The organism is Rhodanobacter sp. FW106-PBR-R2A-2-24 (genome assembly GCF_058789615.1).
This window is the reverse complement of the sequence record NZ_JBYTBV010000002.1, coordinates 2,606,801-2,631,110: the sequence shown is the minus strand read 5'-3', so window position 1 is coordinate 2,631,110 and position 24,310 is coordinate 2,606,801. Positions and strand designations below refer to the sequence as shown.

The 24,310-nt window shown below is 66.9% G+C and carries 17 protein-coding genes; 10 read left to right on the top strand and 7 right to left on the bottom strand.

The annotated features are described in order from the left end of the window. Nucleotides 1-45: 45 nt before the first annotated feature. Complete coding sequence (locus AC3WQA_RS13105) at nucleotides 46-1,068, top strand: diguanylate cyclase domain-containing protein (protein ID WP_492675485.1); 1,023 nt, start codon at nucleotides 46-48, stop codon at nucleotides 1,066-1,068. A 3-nt stretch (nucleotides 1,069-1,071) separates the two neighbouring features. Here the strand turns inward: AC3WQA_RS13105 and AC3WQA_RS13100 are convergent, their stop codons facing one another. Beyond that, on the bottom strand, nucleotides 1,072-3,546 hold the full coding sequence (locus tag AC3WQA_RS13100) for an acyl-CoA dehydrogenase (RefSeq protein WP_492675484.1): 2,475 nt from the start codon (nucleotides 3,544-3,546) through the stop codon (nucleotides 1,072-1,074). Between the two features lie 19 nt (nucleotides 3,547-3,565). Continuing rightward, the gene (locus tag AC3WQA_RS13095; protein ID WP_492675483.1) at nucleotides 3,566-4,471 is read right to left on the bottom strand and encodes an alpha/beta fold hydrolase; all 906 of its coding nucleotides are present in this window, start codon (nucleotides 4,469-4,471) and stop codon (nucleotides 3,566-3,568) included. Nucleotides 4,472-4,568: 97 nt separating this feature from the next. Between AC3WQA_RS13095 and AC3WQA_RS13090 the strand changes: the two genes are divergently transcribed. From AC3WQA_RS13090 to AC3WQA_RS13070, 5 genes are all read left to right on the top strand, one after another. Next, nucleotides 4,569-5,147: a TetR/AcrR family transcriptional regulator gene (locus tag AC3WQA_RS13090; protein ID WP_492675482.1), complete on the top strand. Its 579-nt coding sequence runs from the start codon at nucleotides 4,569-4,571 to the stop codon at nucleotides 5,145-5,147. A gap of 158 nt (nucleotides 5,148-5,305) precedes the next feature. Next, on the top strand, nucleotides 5,306-7,072 hold the full coding sequence (locus AC3WQA_RS13085) for a phosphoenolpyruvate carboxykinase (GTP) (protein WP_492675481.1): 1,767 nt from the start codon (nucleotides 5,306-5,308) through the stop codon (nucleotides 7,070-7,072). 104 nt (nucleotides 7,073-7,176) lie between these two features. Beyond that, nucleotides 7,177-7,725: an RNA polymerase sigma factor gene (locus AC3WQA_RS13080; RefSeq protein WP_492676361.1), complete on the top strand. Its 549-nt coding sequence runs from the start codon at nucleotides 7,177-7,179 to the stop codon at nucleotides 7,723-7,725. Beyond that, on the top strand, nucleotides 7,722-8,153 hold the full coding sequence (locus tag AC3WQA_RS13075; RefSeq protein ID WP_492675480.1) for a hypothetical protein: 432 nt from the start codon (nucleotides 7,722-7,724) through the stop codon (nucleotides 8,151-8,153). The genes AC3WQA_RS13080 and AC3WQA_RS13075 overlap by 4 nt, the downstream gene beginning before the upstream one ends. Before the next feature lie 21 nt (nucleotides 8,154-8,174). Next, nucleotides 8,175-9,077 (top strand): DUF4097 family beta strand repeat-containing protein, encoded by a 903-nt coding sequence (locus tag AC3WQA_RS13070; protein ID WP_492675479.1) that lies wholly within the window; start codon nucleotides 8,175-8,177, stop codon nucleotides 9,075-9,077. Between the two features lie 136 nt (nucleotides 9,078-9,213). On the opposite strand, the gene AC3WQA_RS13065 is transcribed toward AC3WQA_RS13070, so the two are convergent. Next, nucleotides 9,214-12,285: a TonB-dependent receptor gene (locus AC3WQA_RS13065; protein WP_492675478.1), complete on the bottom strand. Its 3,072-nt coding sequence runs from the start codon at nucleotides 12,283-12,285 to the stop codon at nucleotides 9,214-9,216. A 562-nt stretch (nucleotides 12,286-12,847) separates the two neighbouring features. Here AC3WQA_RS13065 and AC3WQA_RS13060 point away from each other — a divergent pair. Further along, the gene (locus tag AC3WQA_RS13060; RefSeq protein ID WP_492675477.1) at nucleotides 12,848-14,425 is read left to right on the top strand and encodes a tetratricopeptide repeat-containing sulfotransferase family protein; all 1,578 of its coding nucleotides are present in this window, start codon (nucleotides 12,848-12,850) and stop codon (nucleotides 14,423-14,425) included. A gap of 71 nt (nucleotides 14,426-14,496) precedes the next feature. On the opposite strand, the gene AC3WQA_RS13055 is transcribed toward AC3WQA_RS13060, so the two are convergent. Further along, the gene (locus AC3WQA_RS13055) at nucleotides 14,497-15,414 is read right to left on the bottom strand and encodes a hypothetical protein (RefSeq protein WP_492675476.1); all 918 of its coding nucleotides are present in this window, start codon (nucleotides 15,412-15,414) and stop codon (nucleotides 14,497-14,499) included. Nucleotides 15,415-15,634: 220 nt separating this feature from the next. Here AC3WQA_RS13055 and AC3WQA_RS13050 point away from each other — a divergent pair, with 220 nt between their 5' ends. Continuing rightward, nucleotides 15,635-18,544 (top strand): bifunctional diguanylate cyclase/phosphodiesterase, encoded by a 2,910-nt coding sequence (locus tag AC3WQA_RS13050; protein ID WP_492675475.1) that lies wholly within the window; start codon nucleotides 15,635-15,637, stop codon nucleotides 18,542-18,544. Nucleotides 18,545-18,717: 173 nt separating this feature from the next. Here AC3WQA_RS13050 and hslO read toward each other — a convergent pair whose 3' ends face one another. Further along, on the bottom strand, nucleotides 18,718-19,617 hold the full coding sequence (gene hslO / locus AC3WQA_RS13045) for an Hsp33 family molecular chaperone HslO (RefSeq protein WP_492675474.1): 900 nt from the start codon (nucleotides 19,615-19,617) through the stop codon (nucleotides 18,718-18,720). Between the two features lie 99 nt (nucleotides 19,618-19,716). Here hslO and mtgA point away from each other — a divergent pair, with 99 nt between their 5' ends. Both mtgA and AC3WQA_RS13035 read left to right on the top strand, forming a co-directional pair. Further along, on the top strand, nucleotides 19,717-20,430 hold the full coding sequence (mtgA, locus tag AC3WQA_RS13040) for a monofunctional biosynthetic peptidoglycan transglycosylase (protein ID WP_492675473.1): 714 nt from the start codon (nucleotides 19,717-19,719) through the stop codon (nucleotides 20,428-20,430). Between the two features lie 98 nt (nucleotides 20,431-20,528). Next, nucleotides 20,529-20,957 carry a CBS domain-containing protein gene (locus AC3WQA_RS13035; RefSeq protein WP_492675472.1) on the top strand — a complete coding sequence of 143 codons (429 nt, stop codon included), beginning with the start codon at nucleotides 20,529-20,531 and terminating at the stop codon, nucleotides 20,955-20,957. A 58-nt stretch (nucleotides 20,958-21,015) separates the two neighbouring features. Here the strand turns inward: AC3WQA_RS13035 and AC3WQA_RS13030 are convergent, their stop codons facing one another. Then, nucleotides 21,016-22,320 (bottom strand): NTP/NDP exchange transporter, encoded by a 1,305-nt coding sequence (locus tag AC3WQA_RS13030; RefSeq protein WP_492675471.1) that lies wholly within the window; start codon nucleotides 22,318-22,320, stop codon nucleotides 21,016-21,018. 58 nt (nucleotides 22,321-22,378) lie between these two features. Beyond that, nucleotides 22,379-24,289 (bottom strand): M48 family metalloprotease, encoded by a 1,911-nt coding sequence (locus AC3WQA_RS13025; RefSeq protein WP_492675470.1) that lies wholly within the window; start codon nucleotides 24,287-24,289, stop codon nucleotides 22,379-22,381. Nucleotides 24,290-24,310: the final 21 nt, after the last annotated feature.

Below are 24,310 nucleotides of genomic sequence, written 5' to 3'. Positions count from 1 at the left end.
CCTGTGCGGTTAGGGTCATCGCCAAGCTCGCGCGCGAGACGCCGGATGCAAGCCAAGATTCTGATCGTCGACGACACCCCCGCCAACCTGGTGGCCATGCGTCATCTGCTGGCCCACTGCGGCGCCGAGCTGCACGAGGCACGCAATGGCAACGAGGCGCTGGCGCTGTGCCTGGACAACGACTACGCGCTGATCCTGCTCGACGTCAACATGCCGGACATGGACGGCTTCGAGGTCGCCCACCTGCTCGAAGGCAGCGAGCGCCTGCGCGAAATGCCCATCATCTTCGTCACCGCCGCCCATGCCGACGAGCGGCAGCGGCTCAAGGGCTACCGCGCCGGCGCCATCGACTACATCACCAAACCGGTCGACGATACGATCCTGCAATCGAAGGTGCGCCTCTTCCTCGAACTGCACGAGGCCAGGGCCAGGCTGCAGCAGACGGTGCAGGAGCTGGCCAGGCGCAACGAGGAACTGCGCCTCGAAGTGGAGGAACGCAAGCTGATCGAGGCCATGGTGCGCCACCAGGCCAGCCACGATCCGCTGACCGGCCTGCCCAACCGCATGCTGTTCCATGACCGCCTGCTCGGCGCCATCGAGCGCGCCGGCCGCCACGCCCGCGGTTTCGCGCTGGCCAACATCGACCTGGACGGCTTCAAGCAGGTCAACGACGGCCACGGCCACGCCGCCGGCGACGCCCTGCTGCAGGAAATCGCCAGCCGCCTGCTGCAGCAGCTGCGTCGCACCGACACGGTGGCGCGACTGGGCGGCGACGAATTCGCCCTCATCATGGAAGACCTGGACGTCCCCGCGCAGGCGCTGCAACTGTGCGAGAAACTTTGCGCGGCGCTCGCCGAGCCCTATGCCCTGCGCGTCGACGGCCACTCCATCGCGGTGCGCGTCAGCGCCAGCATCGGCATCGCCTGGCACGACCACGCCGATACCCGGCGCGATGCCGGATCGCGGCTGATGCTGGATGCCGACCACGCGATGTACGTGGCCAAGCGCGGCGGCAAGAACCGTTGCGCGCTGGCCCCGGCGGACGCGCCATCGGCGCCCGCCGGCTGATCCTCACGCCGCGCCGGCCAGCTTGCGCTTGGCGGCGTCCGCGCGCGTCACCGCCGCGCGCATTTCATCGGTGTCGAAATCATCCACCGAGATGAACTCGAACACGCCTTCGCGCACGCGCTTGAGCAGCTCCGCCTCGGCCTGGTTCAGCACGCCGGCGGCCTGCGCCTCGGCCAGCTGGCCATCCCAGTCGTGGCTCTTCAGCTCACCGCCCTTCACCGCCTTCAGCAGCTTGCGCTCCACCGGCTCGGCGGCGATCACCTCGGGCAGCAGGGCATTCATGCGGCCCACCGTGTTGTTGGCCGTGGGCGTGAGGTAGATCCACTCGCCCAGCCGCGCACGCGCCTCGTTGGGCGCGGTGAGCAGGGCGGCCACGCGGCGACCCAGGCGGTCGGACGGCGGCACCTCGCGACGGCCCAGCGGAAACACCAGCGCGCGCAGCAGCCACGCCACCGGGCGCACCGGGAAGTTGCGGATGGCGCCATCCAGCGCGTTCTGGATCAGCCACATGCACTCGTGGAAACCCCAGGCGAGGAAGGGACGATCCGCTTCCGGCCGGCCGCTGTCCTCGTAGCGCTTGAGCATGCTGCTGGCGATGTACAGATAGCTGAGCACGTCGCCCAGGCGCGCGGAGAGCTTTTCCTTGAACTTCAGCTTGCCGCCCAGCACGCCCATGAACACGTCGGCGCACAGCGCCAGCGCGGCGCAGTAGCGGTTGAGCTTCTTGTAGTAGCGGCGCGTGTAGGCATCGCCGGCAGCCTCGCCCAGGCGGCCACCGGCCAGGCCCATGGCGAAACTGCGCGCGGCGTTGGAAATGCCGAAGCCGATATGGCCGAACAGCGCCTGGTCGAAGGCACGCAGCTTGTCGCCGTAGTCGGCGATGCCGAGCGACTGCATTTCCTTCAGCACATACGGATGGCAGCGGATCGCGCCCTGGCCGAAGATCATCAGGCTGCGCGTCATGATGTTGGCGCCTTCCACCGTGATCGCGATGGGCACCGCCATCCAGCCACGGCCGGCGTAGTTCGACGGGCCCAACTGCACCGCCTTGCCGCCGTGCACGTCCAGCGTATCCATCGCGGTGCGCCGCGCCCATTCGGTGGCGTGGTATTTGGCGATGGCCGAAGGCACCGCCGGGCGCTCGCCGCGATCCACCGCCGCCGCCGTGGCACGCGACAGCGCGGCGGTGGCATAGGTGAGGCCGCCGATGCGCGCCAGCGCTTCTTCCACGCCCTCGAAACGCGCCACGGCGAGACCGAACTGCTTGCGCATGCGCGCATAGCTGCCGGTGGCCAGTGCCTGCATGCGCATGCCGCCGGTGGCGTTGGAGGGCAGCGAGATGGCGCGGCCCACCGAGAGGCATTCCACCAGCATGCGCCAGCCCTGCCCGGCCATCGCCGGGCCGCCGATCAAGACCGACAGCGGCGCGAACACGTCCTTGCCGCGCACCGGGCCATTCTGGAACGGTACGTTGAGCGGGAAGTGGCGGCGGCCGATTTCCAGCCCCGGCGTGGTGTGCGGCAGCAGCGCCAGCGTGATGCCGAGGTCTTCCTGCTCACCCAGGATGTGCTCGGGATCGAGCATGCGGAAGGCCAAACCCACCACGGTGGCGACCGGCGCCAGCGTGATGTAGCGCTTGTCGAAGCTGAGCTTGATGCCCACGGTTTCCACGCCGTCCACCACTTGCTTGCAGACGACGCCCAGATCGGGGATGGAGGTGGCGTCCGAACCGGCGTAGGGGCCGGTGAGTGCGAAACAGGGAATCTCCTCGCCCACGGCCAGACGCGGCAGGTAGTAATCCTTCTGTTCCTCGGTGCCGTAATGGCGGATCAGCTCGGCCGGCCCCAGCGAGTTGGGTACGGCGACGGTGGAGGCCACCGTCGCCGACATCGAGTTCAGCTTCTGCAGCACCGCCGAGTGCGCCAGCGCGGAGAATTCCAGGCCGCCGTAGCGCTTTGGGATAATCATGCCGAAGAACTTGTGCTGCTTGATGAAGGCCCAGATTTCCGGCGGCAGGTCGGCCAGCTCGTGGGTGATCTGCCAGTCGTCGATCATGCCGCACAGCTGTTCCACCGGGCCGTCCATGAAGGCCTGTTCCTCCACGGAAAGCAGCGGCTTGGGCTGCTTGAGCAGCTCGTGCCAATCCGGCTTGCCGGAGAACAGCTCGCCTTCGAAACCCACCGTGCCGGCTTCCAGCGCGGTCTGCTCGGTTTCCGAGAGCTTCGGCGTGACCTTGGCGAAGATCTTCAGCAGCGGCGCGCTGATCTGCCGGCGGCGGAAGCTTTCCATGAGCAGCGGCACGGCGATGCCCAGCTCGAGCACCAAGAGCACGATCATCGTCGCGATGGCGCCGCTGGCCAGCCCCACCACGAGGGTGGTCACCGGCGCCGCGACGGCGAAGGTGCGCAGGCTGCTGCGATGGTAGGCACAGGCGCCGGTCGCGATCAGCGCCGCCAGCAAGGTGAATATCACGGACATCTCGACTTCCTCGTTGCGGTTACATGGCAGCGGCGCCGCACCCGGCACCACCGTCGTTTTCAAGCGTTTGAATGAACTGTGCGATTTCGCGGGTGAACGCGTCGTTGGCGTCGCCAGCCAGCATGTGGGTGGCACCCGCCACCTCGACATGGCGCGCATGCGGCACCAGCTTCAGAAACTCCGCCACCGTGGCGTGCGACACCACGTCGCTGCGCTCGCCCGACAACAGCAGCACCGGCACATGCACCTGCGCGGCGGCGGCGAACAGGCGCGGCTGGTAGCGCTCGCTCTGCGCGATCAAGTCGCCGGCCAGGAGCGCCGGATCCCAGTGCCAACGCAGGCGGCCATCACTGCCTTCGCGCAGCAGCGGGCGCAGCTGTTCCTCGCTCTTGCGGGAGCCGCGCTGCGGCAGATAGGCGGCAATCTCGTCGGCCGCCTCCGCGTAACCGGCGAAGCCATCGGGATGGGCCTGCATGAAGGCGAGGATGCGCTCCACCCCGCGCGTCTCCCAGCGCGGCGTGATGTCCACCAGGATCAGCGCGCGGAACGGCGCCGGTCGCGTCTCGCCCGCCGTCACCAGGCCCAGCAGACCGCCCATCGAGGCGCCCACCAGGATCGGCCGCTGCGGTTGTTGCCGCGCGACATGCAGCAGGTCGTCGGTAAATTGCTCCATGCGGTAATCACCGCCGGGCGAGCGCCCGCTTTCACCATGGCCGCGCGCGTCGAAGCTCACGCAGCGATGGCCGCGTGCCGCCATGCCCGCCATCGCCCCGCGCCAGGCGCCGCGGGTCTGGCCGAAGCCGTGCGCGAATAGCAAGGGCGCGCCAGCGGTGACGCCCGCGCCGGCCAGCGTCTCCACGGCAAGGCGCAGACCATCGGTCGCGACAAGCGATTCCGGATGCGGGGTGGTGGCGAGCGATTCCATACGGACGAGTATGGATGGTGGCTTCGACCGCCGTCAACCCGCCCGCGCCCAGCTCGATGCGGATTACAAAACAGCGTGCAACGGCTACCATACGGCGATGGATGCCAACCACAAACCCGAACGCAGCCGCCTCACCGCTGAAGACTGGGAACACGCGGCACTGCAGATGATCGCCGACCAAGGCGTGGGCGCGCTCGCCGTCGAGGCGCTGGCCCGCCAGCTCGGCGTCACCAAGGGCAGCTTCTACTGGCATTTCCGCTCGCGCGAGGCGCTGCTGCAGGCCGCGCTGGAGCGCTGGGAGCAATACGGCGAACGCGAGGTGCTCGGCCAGATCGAACAGATCGCCGACCCGCGCCTGCGCCTGCCCGAGCTGTTCCGCCGCGTGGCGCACGAATTGCAGCCGCACCGCGTCTACGCCGCCCTGCTGAAGGCGCTGGATCACCCGTTGGTGGTGCCGGTGATGGCGCGCGTGTCGCAGCGACGCACCGAGTTCCTGAACACCGCCTACCGCGAAGCCGGCCTGCCGGAGCGCGCAGCGCTGAACCGCGCACGGCTCACCTATGCCGCCTACGTGGGCTTCCTGCAGCTGAACTTCACCCTCGGCCTGCCGCGCCTGAACCACGACGAATTCGACGGCTACATCGAGCACATGATCGCCACCCTGATCCCGGCCTGAAGGCCACGCGAAAGCCCGACGCAACGGCGCCCGCAAGGCGCCGTTTTTCGTTGCAAAGCAAGGCCTTCCACGCCTTCATGCTGCACCCGTCCTTGCAATACCAGTGCCCGCAAATTACGGTCGCCAAACCGTTTTTTCGCAAACCTTCCGAGGGCACGATGGCCAGCACGCTGGAAACGCTTGAACGCTGGGTCGCCGAGGTGGCGACCCTCACCCGGCCCGACCGCATCCACTGGTGCGACGGCTCCGATGCCGAATACCAATCCCTGGTTCGGCAGATGCTGGCCGACGGCACCCTGATCGAGCTGAACCAGGCCACCCACCCTGGCTGCTACCTGCATCGCTCCAATCCCGGCGACGTGGCGCGCGTCGAGCACCTCACCTTCGTCTGCCACGAACACCGCGAGGACGCCGGCCCGAACAACCACTGGATGGCCCCGGCCGAGGCGCACGCCAAGATGGACGCGCTGTTCGACGGCTGCATGCAGGGCCGCACGATGTACGTCATCCCGTACTGCATGGGGCCGATCGACTCGCCGCTGTCGCGCTGTGGCGTGGAGATCACCGACAGCCCCTATGTGGTTGCCAACATGAAGATCATGACGCGCATGGGCGCCGCCGCGCAGGCGCGCATCGAGCGCGAGGGTTCCTTCGTCAAGGGCCTGCACTCGGTGGGCGAGCTCGACCCCGAGCGTCGCTTCATCATGCATTTCCCCGCCGAGCGCACCATCAAGTCCTACGGCTCCGGCTACGGCGGCAACGCGCTGCTGGGCAAGAAGTGCCACGCCCTGCGCATCGCCAGCAACCAGGCCCGCGACGAGGGCTGGCTGGCCGAGCACATGCTGATCGTGGGCATCGAAAACCCCAAGGGCGAAACTCACTACATCGCGGCTGCCTTCCCCTCGGCCTGCGGCAAGACCAACCTCGCCATGCTGATTCCGCCCGAGGGCTACCGCAAGGACGGCTGGAAGGTGTGGACGGTGGGCGACGACATCTGCTGGATGCGCCCCGGCGCGGATGGACGTCTATACGCGATCAACCCGGAAGCCGGCTTCTTCGGCGTGGCACCGGGCACCAGCACCGCCACCAACTCGAACGCGCTGAAATCCATCGCGCGCGACACCATCTTCACCAACGTCGCCGTCACCGCCGACCTGCAGCCGTGGTGGGAAGGCCTGCCCGGCACGCCGGTCACCGACTGGCAGGGCCGTCCGTATGACCCCGCCAACGGCCCCGCCGCGCACCCCAACTCGCGCTTCACCGTGAGCGCGAAGCAGTGCCCCACCTGGTCGCCGATGGCCGAGGACGCGCAGGGCGTGCCGATCAGCGCCATCGTCTTCGGCGGCCGCCGCCCCTCGTTGCTGCCGCTGGTGATGGAAGCCCGCGACTGGACGCACGGCGTGCTGCTTGGCGCCGCGATGGGTTCGGAAACCACCGCCGCCGCCACCGGCGCGGTAGGCGTGCTGCGCCGCGACTCGATGGCCATGAAGCCTTTCTGCGGCTACCACTACGGCGACTACTTCGCGCACTGGCTGAGCTTCGACCAGCCCGGCGCCAAACTGCCCAGGATTTTCCACGTCAACTGGTTCCGCAAAGGCAAGGACGGCAAGTTCCTGTGGCCGGGCTTCGGCGACAACCTGCGCGTGCTGGAATGGATGATCGCGCGCGTGGAAGGCAAGGCACGCGGCGAGGCCACGCCCATCGGCATCCTGCCCGCCCCCGGCGAAATCCACCTCGACGGTTTGCACCTCGACCCGCTCACGCTGGCCGGACTCCTGGCCGTGGATCGCGCCGGCTGGCAAGGTGAGCTGGCCGCCATCGGCGAATACCTGGACAGCTTCGCGCCGCGCCTGCCCGCCGCGCTGCGCGCCGAGCAACAACGCGTGGCCGAAGCCCTGGGTGCCACCGAGGCGGAAACGGCCTGACCGCCAGGGCATCGCTGCGGCAAGTCCGCAGCGATGCCAACCTTTCGCGCGCCACGGGCATCCAAGCTGGCAAGATGCCCGCCCGCCCTGCCACCGACCGCGCCATGCCGCCAGCCACCGCTGCCGCCGATCCCGACATCGATGACGTGCGCGCCGCGGTGCAAGGCGAACATGCCGCGTTCCAACGGCTCTACCGGCGGCACGTGGGCCGCGTGCACGGCGCCATGTGCCGACTGGCCGGCTTCGACCACGCCCGCGCCGAGGATCTCACCCAGGAAGCCTTCGTGCGCGCCTGGCAGAAGCTGCCCGGTTTCCGCCACGAGAGCGCCTTCGGCACCTGGCTGTACCGCCTCGCGGTCAATCTCGCGCTGATGGCCCTGCGTGCCCAGCGCGCCGACCCGGTGGGTTACACAGACGACGCAGCCTTGCCCGAGCACGCCGATGTCCCGTTCTGCGCCGCCGAGCGCGAGGAACTGGAACGCGCCATCGCCCGCCTGCCGCCCCGCGCCCGCGCCGTGCTGGTGCTGCACGACATCGAAGGTTGGCGCCACGAGGACATCAGCCTGGAGATGGCCATGGCCGTCGGCACCTCCAAGGCGCAACTGCACCGCGCGCGGCAACTGCTGCGCAAGGCACTGGGACAACAGCCATGAACGAACTCGAGTGGCGTCGCCAACTGCGCGAACTGCGCCAGCCCATCGCTCCCAGCCGCGACCTGTGGGGCCCAATCGAAGCCGCCCTCGCCGCGCGCGAAACGCCAGCCGCACCGCCGGCGTCGCCACGTGCCGACTGGCGGCCATGGGCACAGGCCGCCGCGCTGGCCATCGCCTTCCTGCTCACCGGCCTGCTGGGCGTGCGCCTGCACCAGCCATCCGCCACGGCCAACACCGCGTTGGCGGATGCGCGCTGGAAACCCACCGACCCGCGCCTGGCCGGCGCCGCCATCGAACTGGACGCCGCCAACCTCGAACTGCGCCTGGCGTTGCGGCAGATCCCCGGCTCGCCGATGCTGCAGCGGCTGCTGGCGCGCACCCATCAACAGCAGTCGCAACTTCGCCAACTCAGCCACGAGGCCGGCTGAAGCCAGCCGGAGACCATCGCCATGAAAGCCACTTACCTCACCCCCTTGCTGTTGTGTCTGTCCATCGGACTGGCCTACGCCGACACGCCGATCCATCTCAGCCACGCCGCCACCGCCACGGCCCACATCGACATCAGCAACGTCGCCGGCAGCGTGCACGTCACTGCCTGGGATCGCCCAATGGTGCAGGTGGAAGGCCGCCTCGGCGACGGCGCCAAACCACTGGCGATCACCGGCAGCGACGGCGACCTCACGATCAAGGTGCAGGCCGCCGACGGCGGTGGCTGGTTCAACTGGGGCAGCAGCAGCCACATGGGCGACACTCTGTTGGATCTGCACGTGCCGCGCGGTGCCAGCCTCAACGTGCACCTGGTCAGCGCCCCCCTGATCGTCGACGGCCTGGCTGGCGGCAAGATCAGCGTCAACACCGTCAGTGGGCGGGTGCGCATCAACGCCAGCGCACCCACGCTCGACATCGACAGCGTCAGCGGCAACATCGAGCTGGCCGGCCACGCCGACGCGGCCAACCTGCAGACGGTGAGCGGCGACATCCTCGCCCCGGTACTGGGCGCTCAGGCGAAACTGCAAACCATCTCCGGCCACATCCAGGCCAGTGGCGGGCCATGGCAGGCCTTCACCCTGAGCACGGTATCGGGCGACGTGCAGGTGAGCGGCGGCGTGCTGCCCAGCGGCCAGCTCGCCATCGACAGCATGAGCGGCAACGTGCAACTGCAACTGCCCGCCAACACCTCGGCCGCGCTGCACGCCAGCAGCTTCAGCGGCGACCTGCGCAGCGACTCGGGCACCGCGCAACGAGCCAGTCACGGCCCGGGCAGCAAGCTCGACGCCACGCTAGGCAGCGGCAGCGGCACCATCAAGCTGGAAACCTTCAGCGGCGATTTGCGCATTCACACGTCGCATTGATTTGGTGATCTTGCCCCCGAGTTTCGGACACTCGATTAAGCGGTGTTGGCTACTCATCTCAGGACGGGCCATCCAACCCCAAAAAAAGCCACCGGTCTTGCGACCGGTGGCTGAGCTGCATCAGTACTGTCGTTGATTAGTAGTCGTAGGTCACCGACAAACGCATGGTACGCGGCGGCGTGGTGAACAGCGGCCGCCCGTAGTAGTTGCTGATGACCATCGTGTTGCTGCCCTTAACGAACGACGACGGGTACGACGGATCGACCTGCTGGGCACGCTGCTGGTTCAACGCATTGAAGACGTCGAAGTTGAAGCCCAGCTTGTTGTTCGCGAACGCCGGGTGGTAATGCACACCCAGGTTGAGCAGCTCCGTCCACGGCGTGTGGCCGTTCGAGCCGGGCGTCACGCGCTGGCCGTTGCACCAGTGATAGTTGCCGGTGCCGGAGTTGTTGTAGCCGGTCGGGTCGTTGGCGCCACCGGGGAGGTAACCGCCCGGACCCTGGGTGAGCGGACCGAAGTAGCCCAGGCACTCCTTGGGCATACCGGACTGCACCAGCAAGGTGGCCGAAACCAGCCATTCCGGCGAGATCTCGTAGTCGCCGCGGAACCTGATCTGGTGCTTCCGGACGTTGGAGAACTCGCCGTACTGGCCGTCCATCAGCTGCCAGCTATCCCAGTCTTCCGTCTTGGAGACGTCCTGCTGACCGAAATCGGAACGCACCTGGCCTTCGGTGTTGCCGAAGCCGCGGGTGAAGGTGTAGTCGACGCGACCATACCACTTGCCGTCGAACGGATGCTCCAGGTACATGTCCAGCGAACCGTACTTGCGCACGGCACCACGGCTGAAGCCCCAGTCCTTCAAGGTCATCGGCACGATGGTCTTGGTGCTGCCGTCATCGGAAACCAACAACATGTCATTGGTCATGCCCGGGTTGAACAAGCGGCAGTACGAGGCGCCATAAAGCGAGCTGCCGTACTTGGTCGGATCGAGGCCCATCGCGGTCATCTTGTTGGCAATCTGTCCCGGCGAGCACTCGTCGTCGATCGCCGCCTTCAGGTCGCGCCACATGGCCTTGGCACCGTACACCCAGTTGTCGCCCAGCTTCTTGTCGAAGCCGACGATGAACTCGTCCACGTATTCCGGCTTCAGGTTGCGCGCGGCGACCTGCATCGGATCCTTGGGCGCGCCCGTTTCGCCATCGGGCGAAGTCGTCGGACCGAGCTGGGTCAGGCCCTGCGGAATGCCGGTGACCGGGTCGATACTGGTGTACGAGTAATTGGTAGTGAGAAAGGTCGAACGATTGGCCGCGCGCTCCGCCGCGTTGTCCGGCAGGGCGAGGTAGTAGCGACCGGCATTGCCGTAGACCTTGAACGAGGAGTCGCCGAACACGTCCCAGCTGGCACCGATACGCGGCTCCCACTGGTTTTTCTGGTCGACGAAGGCCTTGCCCAGGTCGTTGAAGTTGGTGAAGCGGTCGTTGCGCAGACCGATGCTCAGGTAGACGCTCTGGGCCACCTGCCAGTTGTCCTGCAGGTACCAGGCTTTCTGCGACGTGGTCATACTGGTCGCCCAGCCGATCTCGCGCTGCTGCACCTCGTTGCCACCCAGGTAGCGCCAGTAGTAGTTGAGTGGGCCGTTCGGGTTTTGCTGGTTCGGGCCTTGGTCGGTGGCGCGGTAGTACATGTTGTCCATACCGGCCAGCAGGTCATGGTCACCCAGCCTGTAGTCGAAGTCCACGCGCAGGCCGCGGGTGGAGTTCTTGGCACCTGGCGAAGTCCAGGTGGTATTGGTCTGGTCGTTGGTCGGATGGCCGCCACCCGGCAAGGTGGCATTGCTACCGCGAGAGATAAACGGCAGTTGGCTGGTGTTGCCGTAAGCGACCGGATCTTGGAAGTGCGCCTTGCCGCCAACGATGCTTAAGGTGGCATTGTCAGTGATGTAGCTGGTGAAGTGCCCAATGTAGATCTGGGCATTGTCCTTGGTAACATCGTTCTTGGTGACGTACGCGCCGCTCTTCAGCGTGTTGTAGTCGAAGCCGTAGGTGGAACCGGCACCACGACTGTTGTTGTCCTTCAGCGTAGTCAGTTCCAGGATGTTGGTATCGGTGATGTTCCAGTCCAGCTTGCCGTAGAACTTGGTGTCTTTATCAGTGTAATTTTGCACCTTGGCGTTGTCGTTGTTTTCAACGTTGGTGCCTTTATTCTTGGTGGTTTCGCCAGCCAGGAACATGTACAGCTTGTCCTTGATCAACGGGCCACCCGCGTAGGCGGAGTAGATCGTCTCCCATTGCTTGTTGTCGTTGCGATACTGACGCAGCGTGCCAGGCGCATTCGGGTCGCTTGCATAATTGAGCAGCGGGGTGGCCGCCGGAAGCGGGGTGTTGCCATAGCGGTAGTTGACCGGCGTACCTTCCAGCGAACGTGGCTGCCAGGAAACCTGGCCACCGAAGTGCCACTCGTCGCTGCCGCGCTTGCCGACCTGATTTATCACGCCGCCGTCGGAGCGTCCGTACTTGGCGTCGTAGCCGCCGGTGAGGGTTTCCTGCTGCTCGATGGCGCCATAGGGCAACTGGAAGCCACCCAAGTTCTTGTAGGGCTCGCCGACGTTGTAGCCGTTCACGTAGTAGGCGTTCTCCGTCACACTGGAGCCACCAAACGACACCAACGACTTGCCGCCAGGGCCTGTGAAGAAGCTGCTGCCTGAAGTGGTGTTCGGTGCCAACAGGGCGATGGCTTCGGCACTATGCGCCACCGGCAGGCGCTTCAAGTCGGCCGAGGTAATGACCGTGCTGGAGTTGACGTTGGTGACGTCGATGGCGGGCAGCGCGCTAGCCGTGACCGTCACCGAGGACAGCTGAGTGGCGCTACTCGCGGTCGTGGAGAAATCCACACCTGCGGCGGAGCCGGTCGACACGTAAGCGTTTTCATGCGTACTGATGACCTTGCCACCCTGCTTCAGGGAAACCGTGTAGCTACCCACCGGCAGGTTGTCAACGCGATAGTGGCCCGCGCTATCGACTGGCACCTCGCGCGCGAAGCCCGAGGCACCAGTGACCATCACGGTCTCGCCTGATGCAACCGGCGCAGAGCCGAAGATGCTGCCCACGGTACCCTGCGCAAGCACGGCGCCGCTGAAACTCAAACCCATGGCGATCGCCAAGGCGGTAGGGCGCCAACGCATGGCGCTGGTGCGGTAGCGAATGCTCATTAGTGTTCTCCCCAAGATGAATGTCCAGAATGGACGACCTGATATGACCCAAGCACATCGAAACGGCAGACCTGCCCCCTCTCTGCGGGTTCACGGAGCGAGATCTCGTGCCCATCGCAGCGAACGACCTCTGCTATCACAAAGTTATGACGCTCAAACATGCAGGTCAACAAAAATTTCATGACTCGTAGCTACCCGTCAAGGGGATCCTGATTTTGCCCCACGGTCGAAAGATCTTGCCCTCGGATGTCGGACACTCAAACATGCGGTGTTGGCCAGCTCGAACTGCACTGGGCTGAGGTGGTCTAGTCATGAGCGGAGCCGGGTTCGGTGATAGTCAACCTCAAAGTGCCCGAACATGCAGGCGCGTGCCCGCTCGCGCGTAGCTGAAAGCGCTTCCCGTGGGTTGCCTCGACCTTCAGGCCGTGGTTGGTTCCAGCTTTCCATCGCCACGTCGTCGTAGCAGTGGGCCCACGCGCTCACACCCGCGCATCCGTAAAATCATGGATTGAGCCAGCCGTACCAAGGCAGCTACCATCCCGAGATGAACTCGACGACGCCCATGATCGCCTTGCTCGGGCCACAGTCCAGGAATGGCCAAGCCACGGACGATAACCAATTGGCGCAAACGCAAAGGTCGCTGGAACGGCAACTTGCCCAAGCGCCGTACGACACCGAAGCACTAATCGAACTGTCGGAAGTGCTGTTTCGACGCGGGCACTTGCGTGCATCCACCCGCCCCCTGCTTATGGCCGCCAGCCAGCTGCCGCGCAACGCGCCCTTGATCGTCGCCCTCACGCAGCGGCTGGTCGCCAGTGGCGAAATCGTTGCTGCGCGGGCCTGTCTGAAACTGTTGGAGCAGGCGCCAAACCCGCCAGCCGATCTACTGGTCGCCCAAGCTCACCTGCGCTTCATGATCGGCGACCTCGCTGAGGCACTGGATCGCATCGAGTTGGCTCTGCGCGCCGGCGCGGATTCACCCGGCGAATTGCACATGCATGCCATGCTGCTGCAATTCAGCGGCCGAATCGACGAGGCACAAACACTACTGGAGCGCATGCTCGAACGCTGGCCGCAGTTCGGCGATGCAGCTACGGTGCTTGTCAACCTGCGCAAGCAACGCCCCGAGTCACATCGGCTGGGCTGGATCGACAAACAATTACGTGAGATCCCACACGAAACCGGCGAGGGCGAGGCCAGCCGTAAATTCGTGCGGGCGGAATTCGAATACGCACGCTTCAAAACGCTGGACGACCTGGGCCGACACGACGAGGCGTGGGATGCCCTGTCGCGCTGCAACGCGATCATGCACGCATTGAATCCCTATGACGCGCCGGCTGAAGAAGCCATCACCGACGCCCTGATCGGCGTGGCGCTCATGCCATCGCATCCCGCCACGGCACGGCCACCTGGCCCTACACCCATCTTCGTCGTCGGCATGCCCCGTTCGGGCACGACCCTACTCGAACGGATACTTTCCAGCCATTCACAGGTTGCTTCGGCTGGAGAAATCATCGACTTTTGGCGCCAGTTGCACTGGGTTGCCGATGTCGTACCCGCCCAGTCCACCGGACTGCTCGAGGTTATCCGCCGCAGCGACTACATCGACTATCGGGATCTTGGCGAGCGTTACTTGAAGCAGACACAATGGCGCGCGCAGGGCAAGTCGTATTACATCGACAAACTGCCAGCGAACATCCAGATGGTAGCTTTCATCCGGCGCGCCCTGCCACACGCACCCATCCTGCACCTCGTGCGCGATCCCATGGACACCTGTTTTTCCAACTACAAGGCGATGTTCGGCAACATCTCGCCGTACAGCTACGACCTCGGCGCACTGGCACATTACCACGGGCAATACGCGCGGCTGACGCAGCACTGGCGCAAGGCACTGCCGGAAGCCATGCTCGACGTACCCTACGATGCGCTGGTGCAAGACACTGAGGCAACGGTGCGCCACGTGCTGGCGCACTGCGGCTTGGCTGTCGAAGCAGCCTGCTTCAATCCCGAACGCAATGCTGCCCCGGTTGCCACGCCAAGCAGTGCGCAGGTGCGCGAGTCCATCCACACCCGGGGACTTGGCCAATGGCGCAACTACGCATGTCAACTAGAACCCCTGCGACTGGCGCTGAAAGCGTAACCGATGCACGCAACCAGGCCGAAACAAAAACGCCGTCGCAAGCGACGGCGTTTTTGTTGGATCGCGATGGATCAGAGATCCTGGTGATATTGCACGTAGGGTGTGCGCGACTGATCGGGTTCGGGGCCGGTAGGCGTGTTCACCGCACCATTGCCCGAAGACCACAGGTTCTGTGCGCCGACGCTCAGCGAGCCCTGCCATGGCAGGCGCCAGGTAACACCCAAATCGATGCTGTTCCAGCGACGGTCGGGGCTGTAGCCATTGCCCGGGATGCCGGCCAGGGGCTGCATGGTACGGCCGACGATGGCGCCGCTCAGCGGGCCGTGGTCGACACCAAAACTGATGGCCTTCTGATCCAGCGTGCTGATGCCCAGCAGGTTGCCCGGCAGGAGATGGATCCGACCCACGCTGGCACCGACATCGATACCGCTGCGGCCGCCCAGCGCCAGCCGGCCGCGCGCGTTGAGCTGCGTGCTGCTGTCGAAATCGGACAAGCCGTCGACGCCCGGCGCCGCGCCCGGCAGGACGCGCGGCAAGCTGACGCCGTTCGGCACCGCGTGGGTACCCACACTCAAGCCAAGGCTATAGCGGTCATCGCCATAAGTGGCGCCCACTTCACTACCCACCACGCGCGTCGGACTGCCGACCCAAGAATGCTGGTCGACGTCGGCATGCGCCTGCAGCCGTGGCCCCAGGCCGTACTGCAAGCCGGTGCTCACTACGCTGGCGGCATCCACCGCATGGAAGGACAGTGGCGCGTCCAGCACCTGCGCCTGCGCGCCGCGGCGCGCCTCCGCCTTCAGTGCCAAAAGGCGACCATCCGAGCCACGCCAGAGCGGCACCACCACGCCCGGTGCCACCGTGGTGACCTGCGCCGGCGGCTGCTTCAGCAGTCGTGCCGCCAGCTTGCCGTTGGCGTCGTCCACGCCTTGGCCCGCCGCGGCAAACGGCAGCAGGCAAAGCAGCAGGGGAGCGAGCAGGCGGCGCATGGGGCTTGACCGGGAACCGATGATCGGGCAGGAAAACAGGTGTCGCTATTTTACATTTATCTAACACCGAGGCAAGTCCCCGGTACAGCAATGACGCCGCGCTGTGATCGGGTTGGCACTCGGCTCGCACCGGAAAAACGCGTTCCGCTGGCGGTGACCACGGCTCACGGGATATAACGGGAAACCGCACGCAAGCTGATTGATGGCCCCCGCCGTACCCATGGATTCCGCATCCACTACGCAGCCTGTTTCCGACGCCGCAGCCGCGGGCGCATGGCAAGGCGTACCAACGGCCATCGAACATCTCCTGAAAGCCACCGACAGCGCCAGCGTGCTGGATGCCTGCGTGCGGGCGCTGCGCGACGGCGGTATCCAGGGGCATCTGTACTGGCGCGCGCCGGACAAGCGCGACCACCGCCCGCCCGGCTGGCGGATCAACCTGGCCGAGGACACTGCGCATCAGCAGATCCTGGCGCTGGAGCTCGACGCCGCACCAGCGGATGCCGCCCGCGGACAACTGGCCTGGCTGGGCCGACTGGCCGATACCCGACTGCGCCAGCTGGCGGAATCCAGTCGTCTCTACGAGGCAATCTCGCGCCTGGCACTGGCCGAACGCCTGCAGCGCGCGCTGTATGCCATCGCCGAGCAGGCCAACACCGAACCCGACCTCACCGCGCTGATGCGCTCGCTGCACACCATCGTCGGCAGCCTGATGTACGCGGAGAATTTCTTCATTGCGCTGTACGACGCCGCCAGCGACAGCCTCCGCTTTCCGTACTACGTCGACACCCTCGACACCGGCCAGCCGGCGCCCGAGCGCATCTTCCCGCTCAACGAGCTGGCGCATGGCATCAACTGGCACCTGATCCGCCACGGCAAGCCGCTGATCGGCACGGTCGCCCAACTGACGGAACAGTTCGCCGGCCAGTTCGAACTGCACGGCCCACGTTGCGAGCATTGCATCGGTGTGCCACTGCTGCACGCGGGGCAGCCAGTGGGCTGCATCGCGGTGCAAAGCTACCGCACCAGCGTGCAGTACACCCGGCAGGATCTGGAGCTGCTCACCTACGTGGCGCAACACGTGCAAACGGCGCTCGAACGGCGCAGCGCCCAGGTCGAACTGGAGCGCCGCGTCGCCGATCGCACCACCGCGTTGCGCGAGGCCAACCGCGTGCTGCGCCAGCAGGTGCTGCAGCGCCAGCGCGGCGAACGCCTGCAGGCGGCGCTGTTCCGCATCGCCGAGCTGGCCGGCACCACCGACAGCCTGGAGGATTTCTACCCGGCCGTACACCGGGTCATCGCCAGCCTGCTCTACGCGCGCAATTTCTACATCGCGCTGATCGACGAGGAGCACCAGCTGGTCACCTTCCCCTACTCGGTGGACGAGCAGGAAACCACACGCCTGCCGCGCAGCCGCGGCCGCGGCGCCACCGAGTATGTGCAGCGCACCGGCAAGCCGCTGCTGGCCGACACCTCCGCCATCGACCGCCTGTTCGCCAGCGGTGAGCTCTCCCACATCGGCATGCCCTCGGTGTGCTGGCTGGGCGTACCGCTGTCTTGGGGCGACAAGGTGCGCGGCGTGCTGGCGGTGCAGAGCTACGCCCCGGAGCACTCCTACACCGAGCGCGACCAGGAACTGCTCACCTTCGTCAGCTACCACGTCGCCAACGCACTGCAGCGCAAGCAGGCGGATACGACACTGAAGCAGGCCTACGCCAGCCTGGAGCGGCGCGTGGTGGAACGCACCCGCGCGCTGGGGCTGGCCAACCGCGACCTGCGCGAGCAGATCGCCGAGCGCGAGCGCATCGAACGTCGGCTGAAGTACGAGACCCTGCACGACACGCTCACCGGCCTGCCCAACCGCACCCTGTTGCTGCAGCGGCTGGAGCAGTCGTTGCAGCAGTTGCACCGGTCGCCCGACGCCCTGTTCGCGGTGCTGTTCATCGACCTCGACCGCTTCAAGGTCATCAACGACTCGGTCGGTCACCTGGTGGGCGACGACCTGCTGTTCCAGGTGGGCGGGCGCATCCGCACCTGCCTGCGCCCGCGTGACGTGGTGGCGCGCCTGGGCGGCGACGAGTTTGCCGTGCTGCTGGAGCATGTTTCCGACGCGGATGCCGCGCAGCAGATCGCCACGCACATCCTGGAGGAGCTGCAAACGCCGTTCCGGCTGGGTACGCGCGAGATCTTCACCTCGGCATCGATCGGCATCGCGATGGCCGGCGCGCACTACCACCTGCCCGAAGAGCTGCTGCGCGACGCCGACTCGGCGATGTACCAGGCCAAGGATGGCGGCCGCCACCGCACCTCGCTGTTCGACGACCGCCTGCGGCGCGAAGCCTTGTCGCTGCTGCGCATGGAAGGCGACCTGCGCCACGCGCTGGCGCGACGCGAATTCGTGCCGTTCTACCAACCCATCGTGTCGCTGGCCGACGGCCGCCTGGTGGGCTACGAGGCACTGCTGCGCTGGAACCATCCCGAACGCGGCATGCTGCTGCCGCAGGATTTCCTGCTGATCGCCGAGGACACCGGCTGCGCCGAAGCGATCGACTGGCTGATCTTCGAGCAGACCTGCGCCCAGGTCACCCAACTGGTCGGCGAGCGGGGCTACGTCAGCATCAATGTCTCCGGCCTGCACTTCCGCCACGCCGACCTCGACACCCGCCTGCTGGCGCTGCTGGAGCGTTTCCGCGTGCCGCCGCACAACATCCGCGTCGAAGTCACCGAGAGCACCCTGCTGGACAACCCCGAGCAGGTGAAGCGCATGCTGCTGAACCTGCAGCAGCAGGGCGTGCTGATCGTGCTGGACGATTTCGGCACCGGCTACTCCTCGCTCTCCTACCTGCGCCAATACCCGTTCGACACCCTGAAGATCGACCGCTCCTTCGTGGTCGACCTGGAAGAAGACGCCCGCGGCGAGAGCAAGGCGGTGATCCGCGCCATCCAGGCGCTGGCCGACTCGCTGGGCATGAAGGTGATTGTCGAGGGCGTGGAGAGCGCCACGCAGCAGCAGATCCTGATGGAACTGGGCTGTCACTACGGCCAGGGTTTCCTGTTCGCGCAGGCGCAGAGCGCGGAATACTGGCTGCGCCCCGAACACCGCCTGCCGGGCGAGGAGCTTGGGCGGTAGCAACTTCGAGGCGACAGGGACGCCGCGCGAAGGCGGATCTGCAACGGCTCGCTACCCCGTCGTGATGCCATGGGGCATGAGCTGGCGGAAACAAGCACCGCAAGCGTGCCGTGCAGCCCGGGTGGTTGGTGCCACCCAGACTCCTGGCCCCGCCGCGACATGCGCGGCGACGCCTATTGCATCGTGCCGGGCATTGCCACATCGCCCGCGCCACGCAGCAGGTGCTCCACGTCGATCCGGTCGAAGCGGTAGTGCTGGGCGCAGAACTCGCAATCCACATCGATCCGGCCAGCCTGCTGCGCCAGCGCATCCTCCACCTCGGCCCGCCCCAGCGAGCGCAGCATCGCCGCCACCCGCTCGCGCGAGCAACTGCAGCCGAAAGCCAGCGCACGCGGCTCGAACAAGCGCACGGATTCCTCGTGATAAAGGCGATAGAGCAGCGACTCCGGCGTCGTGGCCAGCAGTTCATCCACGCCCAACGTGCGGGTGAGCTGCAGCACCCGATTCCAGCCATCGGCATCACCCGCCGCATCGTGGCCACCCTCCTCGGGCAACTTCTGCAGCATCAGGCCCACCGCGTGCTCGCCATCGGCGGCCAGCAACAGGCGCGCCGGCAACTGCTCGGACTGCGCGAAGTAGTTCTCCAGCACGCCGGCAAGGTCGGCCGCCGCCAGCTCCACCAAGCCCTGGTAGCGCTGGCCGCGCTCCACGTTGCCGATGGTGATGGCCAGCACCGCCTGCGGCAGTTCTTCGAGTGCCAGCGATGCGGGCAGCGGCGGCTCCCAGCGCGCCAGGCCGCGCAGGCGCCCTTGGTCGGTGCACTCGGCAAACAGCAGGCGCAGGGCACCCGCGCTTTTCAGTTGCACCGACAGCTCGCCGTCGAGCTTGATGTTCGCGGTGAGCAGCGCGCTGGCTGCCAGCGCCTCGCCCAGCAGGGCGCGCAGCGGTACCGGGTAGTCGGCGCGGGCAGCCACCTCGCGCCATGCCGGCCCCAGCCGCACCAACGCACCGCGCACGCCCGCCTGTTCAAGCAGGAAGCGGTGCAGCACGTCTTCCACCAGTACGGTATCCATGATCGTTCACCTCGCAAGCAAACCGGCCAGATGGGGGCGTGGCGTCGGCAAGCAATGGCCACCGCCTATACTGCCGCAAGTTCTCCCGCACGCCGCACCATGCCACACCATCCGTCGTTCCGCCGTCTGCTGCGTTGGCTGGGGTTTGCCGCCATGGGCTGGCTCGTGCTCAGCTGGCTCGCCGTGCTCGTGCTGCGTTTCGTGCCGCCGGCAACCTCGGCGGTGATGCTGGAGCGGCGCGTGGGCGCCTGGCTACATGGCGAACACGATTTCCGCCTGCGCCAGCACTGGGTGCCGTGGTCGCAAGTATCGCCCTGGGTGCCGCTGGCGATGGTGGCCGGCGAAGACCAGCACTTTCCCCACCACCATGGCTTCGACTTCGGTTCGATCCAGCAGGCCATCGATGCCGCCGATGAGGGCCGCCGCCTGCGCGGCGCCAGCACCATCAGCCAGCAGACCGCGAAGAACCTGTTCCTGTGGGAAGGCCGCAGCTACGTGCGCAAGGCGCTGGAGGCGTATTTCACCGTGCTGATCGAAGCCACCTGGCCCAAGCGGCGCATCCTCGAGGTGTACATGAACATCGCCGAGCTGGGCGATGGCATCTATGGGGTGGACGCCGCCAGCCGGATCGATTTCCACCGCCCGCCCGCGCAGCTCGGCCCGGAACAGGCCGCTCGCCTGGCCGCCGTGCTGCCCAGCCCGCGCCGCCTGCACGCTGATCGCCCCAGCGCCTACGTGCAGCGCCGTGCGGCCTGGATCGAGCGGCAGATGCGCCAACTCGGTGGCCCGGACTACCTGCGGCAACTGCGCTGAACGGCATCGGCCAACCCCGCCACGTGCCGTACCCTCCCCGCGTACGCCGGCGTTAGACTGCTACCGCCCCATCCCGCGGGCGGCACCGGAGATCGGACATGCGTCAGGTCAGGCATCTGCTGGAAGGCAAGCACGGCACCGTCCACACCATCGCGCCCGAGGCGCCGGTGCTGGAAGCGATCAAGCGGATGGCCGAGCATCGCATCGGCGCCCTGCCGGTGATGCGTGGCGATGAGCTGGTAGGCGTGGTGTCCGAGCGCGACTACGCGCGCAAGGTCATCCTGCAGGGGCGCTCCTCGGCGCAGACGGCCGTGGCGGACATCATGCGCGCCGATCCGCTCACCGTGGGGCCGGACACCGACGTACTCGACTGCATGCGCCTGTGCACCGACAGCCGCGTGCGCCACCTGCCGGTGATCGACGCCGGCAAGCTGGTGGGCATCATCTCCATCGGCGACCTGGTGAAGGCGGTGATCGACGCCCAGGCCGAACAGATCGAGCATCTGGAGCGGTACATCACGGGGTAAGGGCAGCGGTTCGGGAAGAAGGATTCGGAAAGGCGAACCTCGCGGGGCGCCCGAACCGCTACTCCCGAACCACGAGCCCCGGCTTCTCCGGCGCCAGGTCGGGCGACCAGCCGGCGCGGCGCGACACCCAGGTGGCCAGCGCCGCCACGCCCACGCCCGCCAACGCCAGCCCGGTCACGCCCACGCCCAGCGCGCGCAGGCCGCTCACCGCGCTGGTCACCAGCAGGTCGCCGAAGCGCCACACCGTGGTCTCCACGAAGTTCTTGCCCTTGTAGCGCGTCTCGCGCGGCACCCGGGTGTAGAGCGCATCCACCGCGGGCTTGGTCATGCCGTAGGCGAAGCCCCGCGTGGTGGCCACCATGATCGCCAGCAGCGAGATGCCGTAGCCCGAGATCACCACGGCGCCATGCCCGCCGATCGCCACCATCAGCAGCAGCGCCACGTTCACCACCGCCGGCAACACCAGCGCCCAGCCCGCGCCGCGGCGGATCAACAGCCAGCGGGTGAGGGTGAACTGCAGCAGCGCGCCCAGCGTGTTGGTGGCCAGGTCGAGGTTGTTGTAGAACACCGTGCGCGCCACCGCGTCGGTGTAGTGCGCCTTGGCGTAGTCGGCCACCAGCGCATAGGCCAGCGTGCCGATGCCGTCGCCGAACAGCATCAAGAGCGCCATGTAGCGCAGGAACGGCCGCGTCCACAGCTCCTTGACCCCAGCCCACAGCGAGCCGCCGATGGCTTCGCCGCCACATTGCTCGGGCTGCGCCTGCTCGTGCTTCACCGACAGGTGCAGCAGCAGCACCAGCGCGCAGCCCAGCGCCAGCGCCGACACCAGCAGCAACGGCGCCACGCCGATCAGCTGCACCAGCAGCTTGGTCACCAGCGGGCCGAAGATCGCGCCCGCCATGCCACCCAGCGCAATCAGCGAGAACACCCGCCGTGCCCGGCCGCTGGTGAAGATGTCGGCCATGAAGCTCCAGAACAGCGACACCACGAACAGGTTGAATACACTGACCCAGATGAAGAACACCACGCCCAGCTCGCGCGCGCCGATACGCTCCTGCGCCAGGAACACCGGCACGAAGGCCAGCAGGCAGGCAATGAAGAAGCTGTAGCTCCAGCCCAGCAGTTGCCGTCGCGGGAAGCGCGCCACCAGCCAGCCGAACAGCGGCGCCAGCAACAGCATCACGACGAACACCGCGCCGTAGAACAGCGGTAGCGACGCCGAACCCACCGCACCGCTCAACTGGTCGCGCACCGGGCGGATGATGTAGTACGAGGTCATCACGCAGAAGAACGCCAGCGCGGCGAGCGCCGGCGCATGCGTATGCGCGGCCTTGACGGAAACGGGCCTTGCGGACGGATTCACGGACCAGTCCCGCAGCAAGCCGGAACCCCGGCCAGGTAAACACGGCGCGCGAGCGCCATCAGAACGGCAACGGGCAATGCAGGCTGGCGCAGATCACCCGCAGCAGGTCGGTTTCCTCCGCGGTGACCACACCATCGGCGCGCACCACGCCCACGAAACTCTGCACGGCCAGCTCCTTGGCCGCCGGCTGCAGGCCGTCCAGATCGGCCAGCGCCTGCTCGAACGGCGCCTGCCACGCGACAGGCGGCAACGACCACCCCAGGGACTCGCCCGGAAACGCCTGCTGCATCGCCATGATCCACGCGCGCCGCTGCGCGTCTGCGTCATCCTGCCCGTACACGGCCAGCACGGCGCACACCAGCATCAGGCTGGCGCGGCAGGCCGGCAGCTTGCGCAAGCCGTCCACCGGCGTGCGGCGCGGCGCGCGGGCCTCGAGCAAGTGCACCCGCACGAAACGCACCAGGCAGTACTCATCCAACGCAACCTGGCCATCGGCGCGCACCAGCGCATCGAGCGTACCGAGCAAGGTGTCCTGCCGCCCCTCCGGCAGCTGGCGCAGCGCCGGAAAGGCCAGCGCCACCAACGGCAGGCGCAGGCCAGGTTCCAGCGTGGCGGTCAGCGCCGCCTGCTGCTGCACCAGTTGCGCGACATCGTCGCCGAAGGCATTGGCCAGGAGGCGCAGCTGCTGCTGCAACAGTTCCGGCGCAGCGGACAGCGCCAGCGCCAGCACCACCGCAAGCGCGGTTTCGCCCTGCCGCACGGACAACTGCATTTCCGGCGGAATCGACTGCCGGAGCGCCGCGGCACGCTGCCAGTTGCCGCCCGCGGCGGCGGCCGCCGCCAACGGCACCGCCGCCACTCCAGGCATCGCTGGCGGCAGCGGCATCGCTCCGGTGACCGGCGCCGCCGATCGCGGCGATGCCAGCGGCGAGGCGGGTTCCTCCGCCGTCACCTCGGCACGCGCCGCACGCACCGCGAACTCCGTCAGTTCCTCTTCGCGAAAGCCCGGCTCCAGCGCGCGGATGCGTTCGAGCAGGGGCGGATGCGAGGCAAACAACGCGTTGAAGCTGTCCGCCTCGCCGAACAGCATGTGCGACACCTCATGCCGGTTCGCCGCCTGCAGCACCGAGCCCGCATCGGCCAGCGCGATCTTCTTCAGCGCACCGGCGATACCCGTGGTCTGCCGCGTGAACTGCACCGCCGAGGCATCGGCCAGTGACTCGCGCGAACGCGCCACCGCCGCCTGGATCAGCCGCGCGAAGAAATAGCCGATATAGCCCGCCACCATCAGCGCCAGGCCGATCAGCACGGTCTGGTTGCCGCTGTCGCGGCGGCTGCTGCGATAACCGCCCGAATAGACGATTTGCCGGCCGATGATGGCCAGCACCAGGATGCCGAACAGCAGGCCCATCAGGCGGATATTGAGCCGCATGTCGCCGTTCAGCACATGGCTGAACTCGTGCGCCACCACGCCCTGCAACTCGTCGCGGTCGAGGCTGTCCAGGCAACCACGGGTGACACATATCGCCGCGTCGGCCACCGAGTAGCCGGCGGCAAAGGCATTGATGCCATCCTCGCCTTCCATCACGTAGATCTCCGGCACCGGCACGCCCGAGGCGATGGCCACCTCCTCCACCACGTTGCGCAGGCGACGCAGCCCGGGGTCGGTCACCGCAGGCGGCACCAAGGTGCCGCCCATGTCCTCGGCTACCTTGCGCCCCCCGCTGGAGAGGCTGGCAATGCGGTACAGCGAGGCCAGGCCGATGCCGGCCAGCACCACGACGCTGCTGAGCAGCAACAGCGGCAGGTTCGAGCGGGCCGGCTCGCCGTTGATGCCAACGTGATGACCCAGGGTCAGCCACACCGCCGCGTCGATGGCGGCCACGATGGCCGCCACCGCCAGCACGAAGAGCACCACCAGCCGGCGACTGCTGCCGCGCACGCGCGCCTGTTGCGCAAAGAAATCCATGTTGCCTGCTCCGCCGCGCAC

Bases quoted from the DNA above. Each gene is read 5' to 3' on its own strand.
- AC3WQA_RS13105 (WP_492675485.1), top strand. From the start codon at position 46: ATGCAAGCCAAGATTCTGATCGTCGACGACACCCCCGCCAACCTGGTG.
- AC3WQA_RS13100 (WP_492675484.1), bottom strand. From the start codon at position 3,546: ATGTCCGTGATATTCACCTTGCTGGCGGCGCTGATCGCGACCGGCGCC.
- AC3WQA_RS13095 (WP_492675483.1), bottom strand. From the start codon at position 4,471: ATGGAATCGCTCGCCACCACCCCGCATCCGGAATCGCTTGTCGCGACC.
- AC3WQA_RS13090 (WP_492675482.1), top strand. From the start codon at position 4,569: ATGGATGCCAACCACAAACCCGAACGCAGCCGCCTCACCGCTGAAGAC.
- AC3WQA_RS13085 (WP_492675481.1), top strand. From the start codon at position 5,306: ATGGCCAGCACGCTGGAAACGCTTGAACGCTGGGTCGCCGAGGTGGCG.
- AC3WQA_RS13080 (WP_492676361.1), top strand. From the start codon at position 7,177: ATGCCGCCAGCCACCGCTGCCGCCGATCCCGACATCGATGACGTGCGC.
- AC3WQA_RS13075 (WP_492675480.1), top strand. From the start codon at position 7,722: ATGAACGAACTCGAGTGGCGTCGCCAACTGCGCGAACTGCGCCAGCCC.
- AC3WQA_RS13070 (WP_492675479.1), top strand. From the start codon at position 8,175: ATGAAAGCCACTTACCTCACCCCCTTGCTGTTGTGTCTGTCCATCGGA.
- AC3WQA_RS13065 (WP_492675478.1), bottom strand. From the start codon at position 12,285: ATGAGCATTCGCTACCGCACCAGCGCCATGCGTTGGCGCCCTACCGCC.
- AC3WQA_RS13060 (WP_492675477.1), top strand. From the start codon at position 12,848: ATGATCGCCTTGCTCGGGCCACAGTCCAGGAATGGCCAAGCCACGGAC.
- AC3WQA_RS13055 (WP_492675476.1), bottom strand. From the start codon at position 15,414: ATGCGCCGCCTGCTCGCTCCCCTGCTGCTTTGCCTGCTGCCGTTTGCC.
- AC3WQA_RS13050 (WP_492675475.1), top strand. From the start codon at position 15,635: ATGGATTCCGCATCCACTACGCAGCCTGTTTCCGACGCCGCAGCCGCG.
- hslO (WP_492675474.1), bottom strand. From the start codon at position 19,617: ATGGATACCGTACTGGTGGAAGACGTGCTGCACCGCTTCCTGCTTGAA.
- mtgA (WP_492675473.1), top strand. From the start codon at position 19,717: ATGCCACACCATCCGTCGTTCCGCCGTCTGCTGCGTTGGCTGGGGTTT.
- AC3WQA_RS13035 (WP_492675472.1), top strand. From the start codon at position 20,529: ATGCGTCAGGTCAGGCATCTGCTGGAAGGCAAGCACGGCACCGTCCAC.
- AC3WQA_RS13025 (WP_492675470.1), bottom strand. From the start codon at position 24,289: ATGGATTTCTTTGCGCAACAGGCGCGCGTGCGCGGCAGCAGTCGCCGG.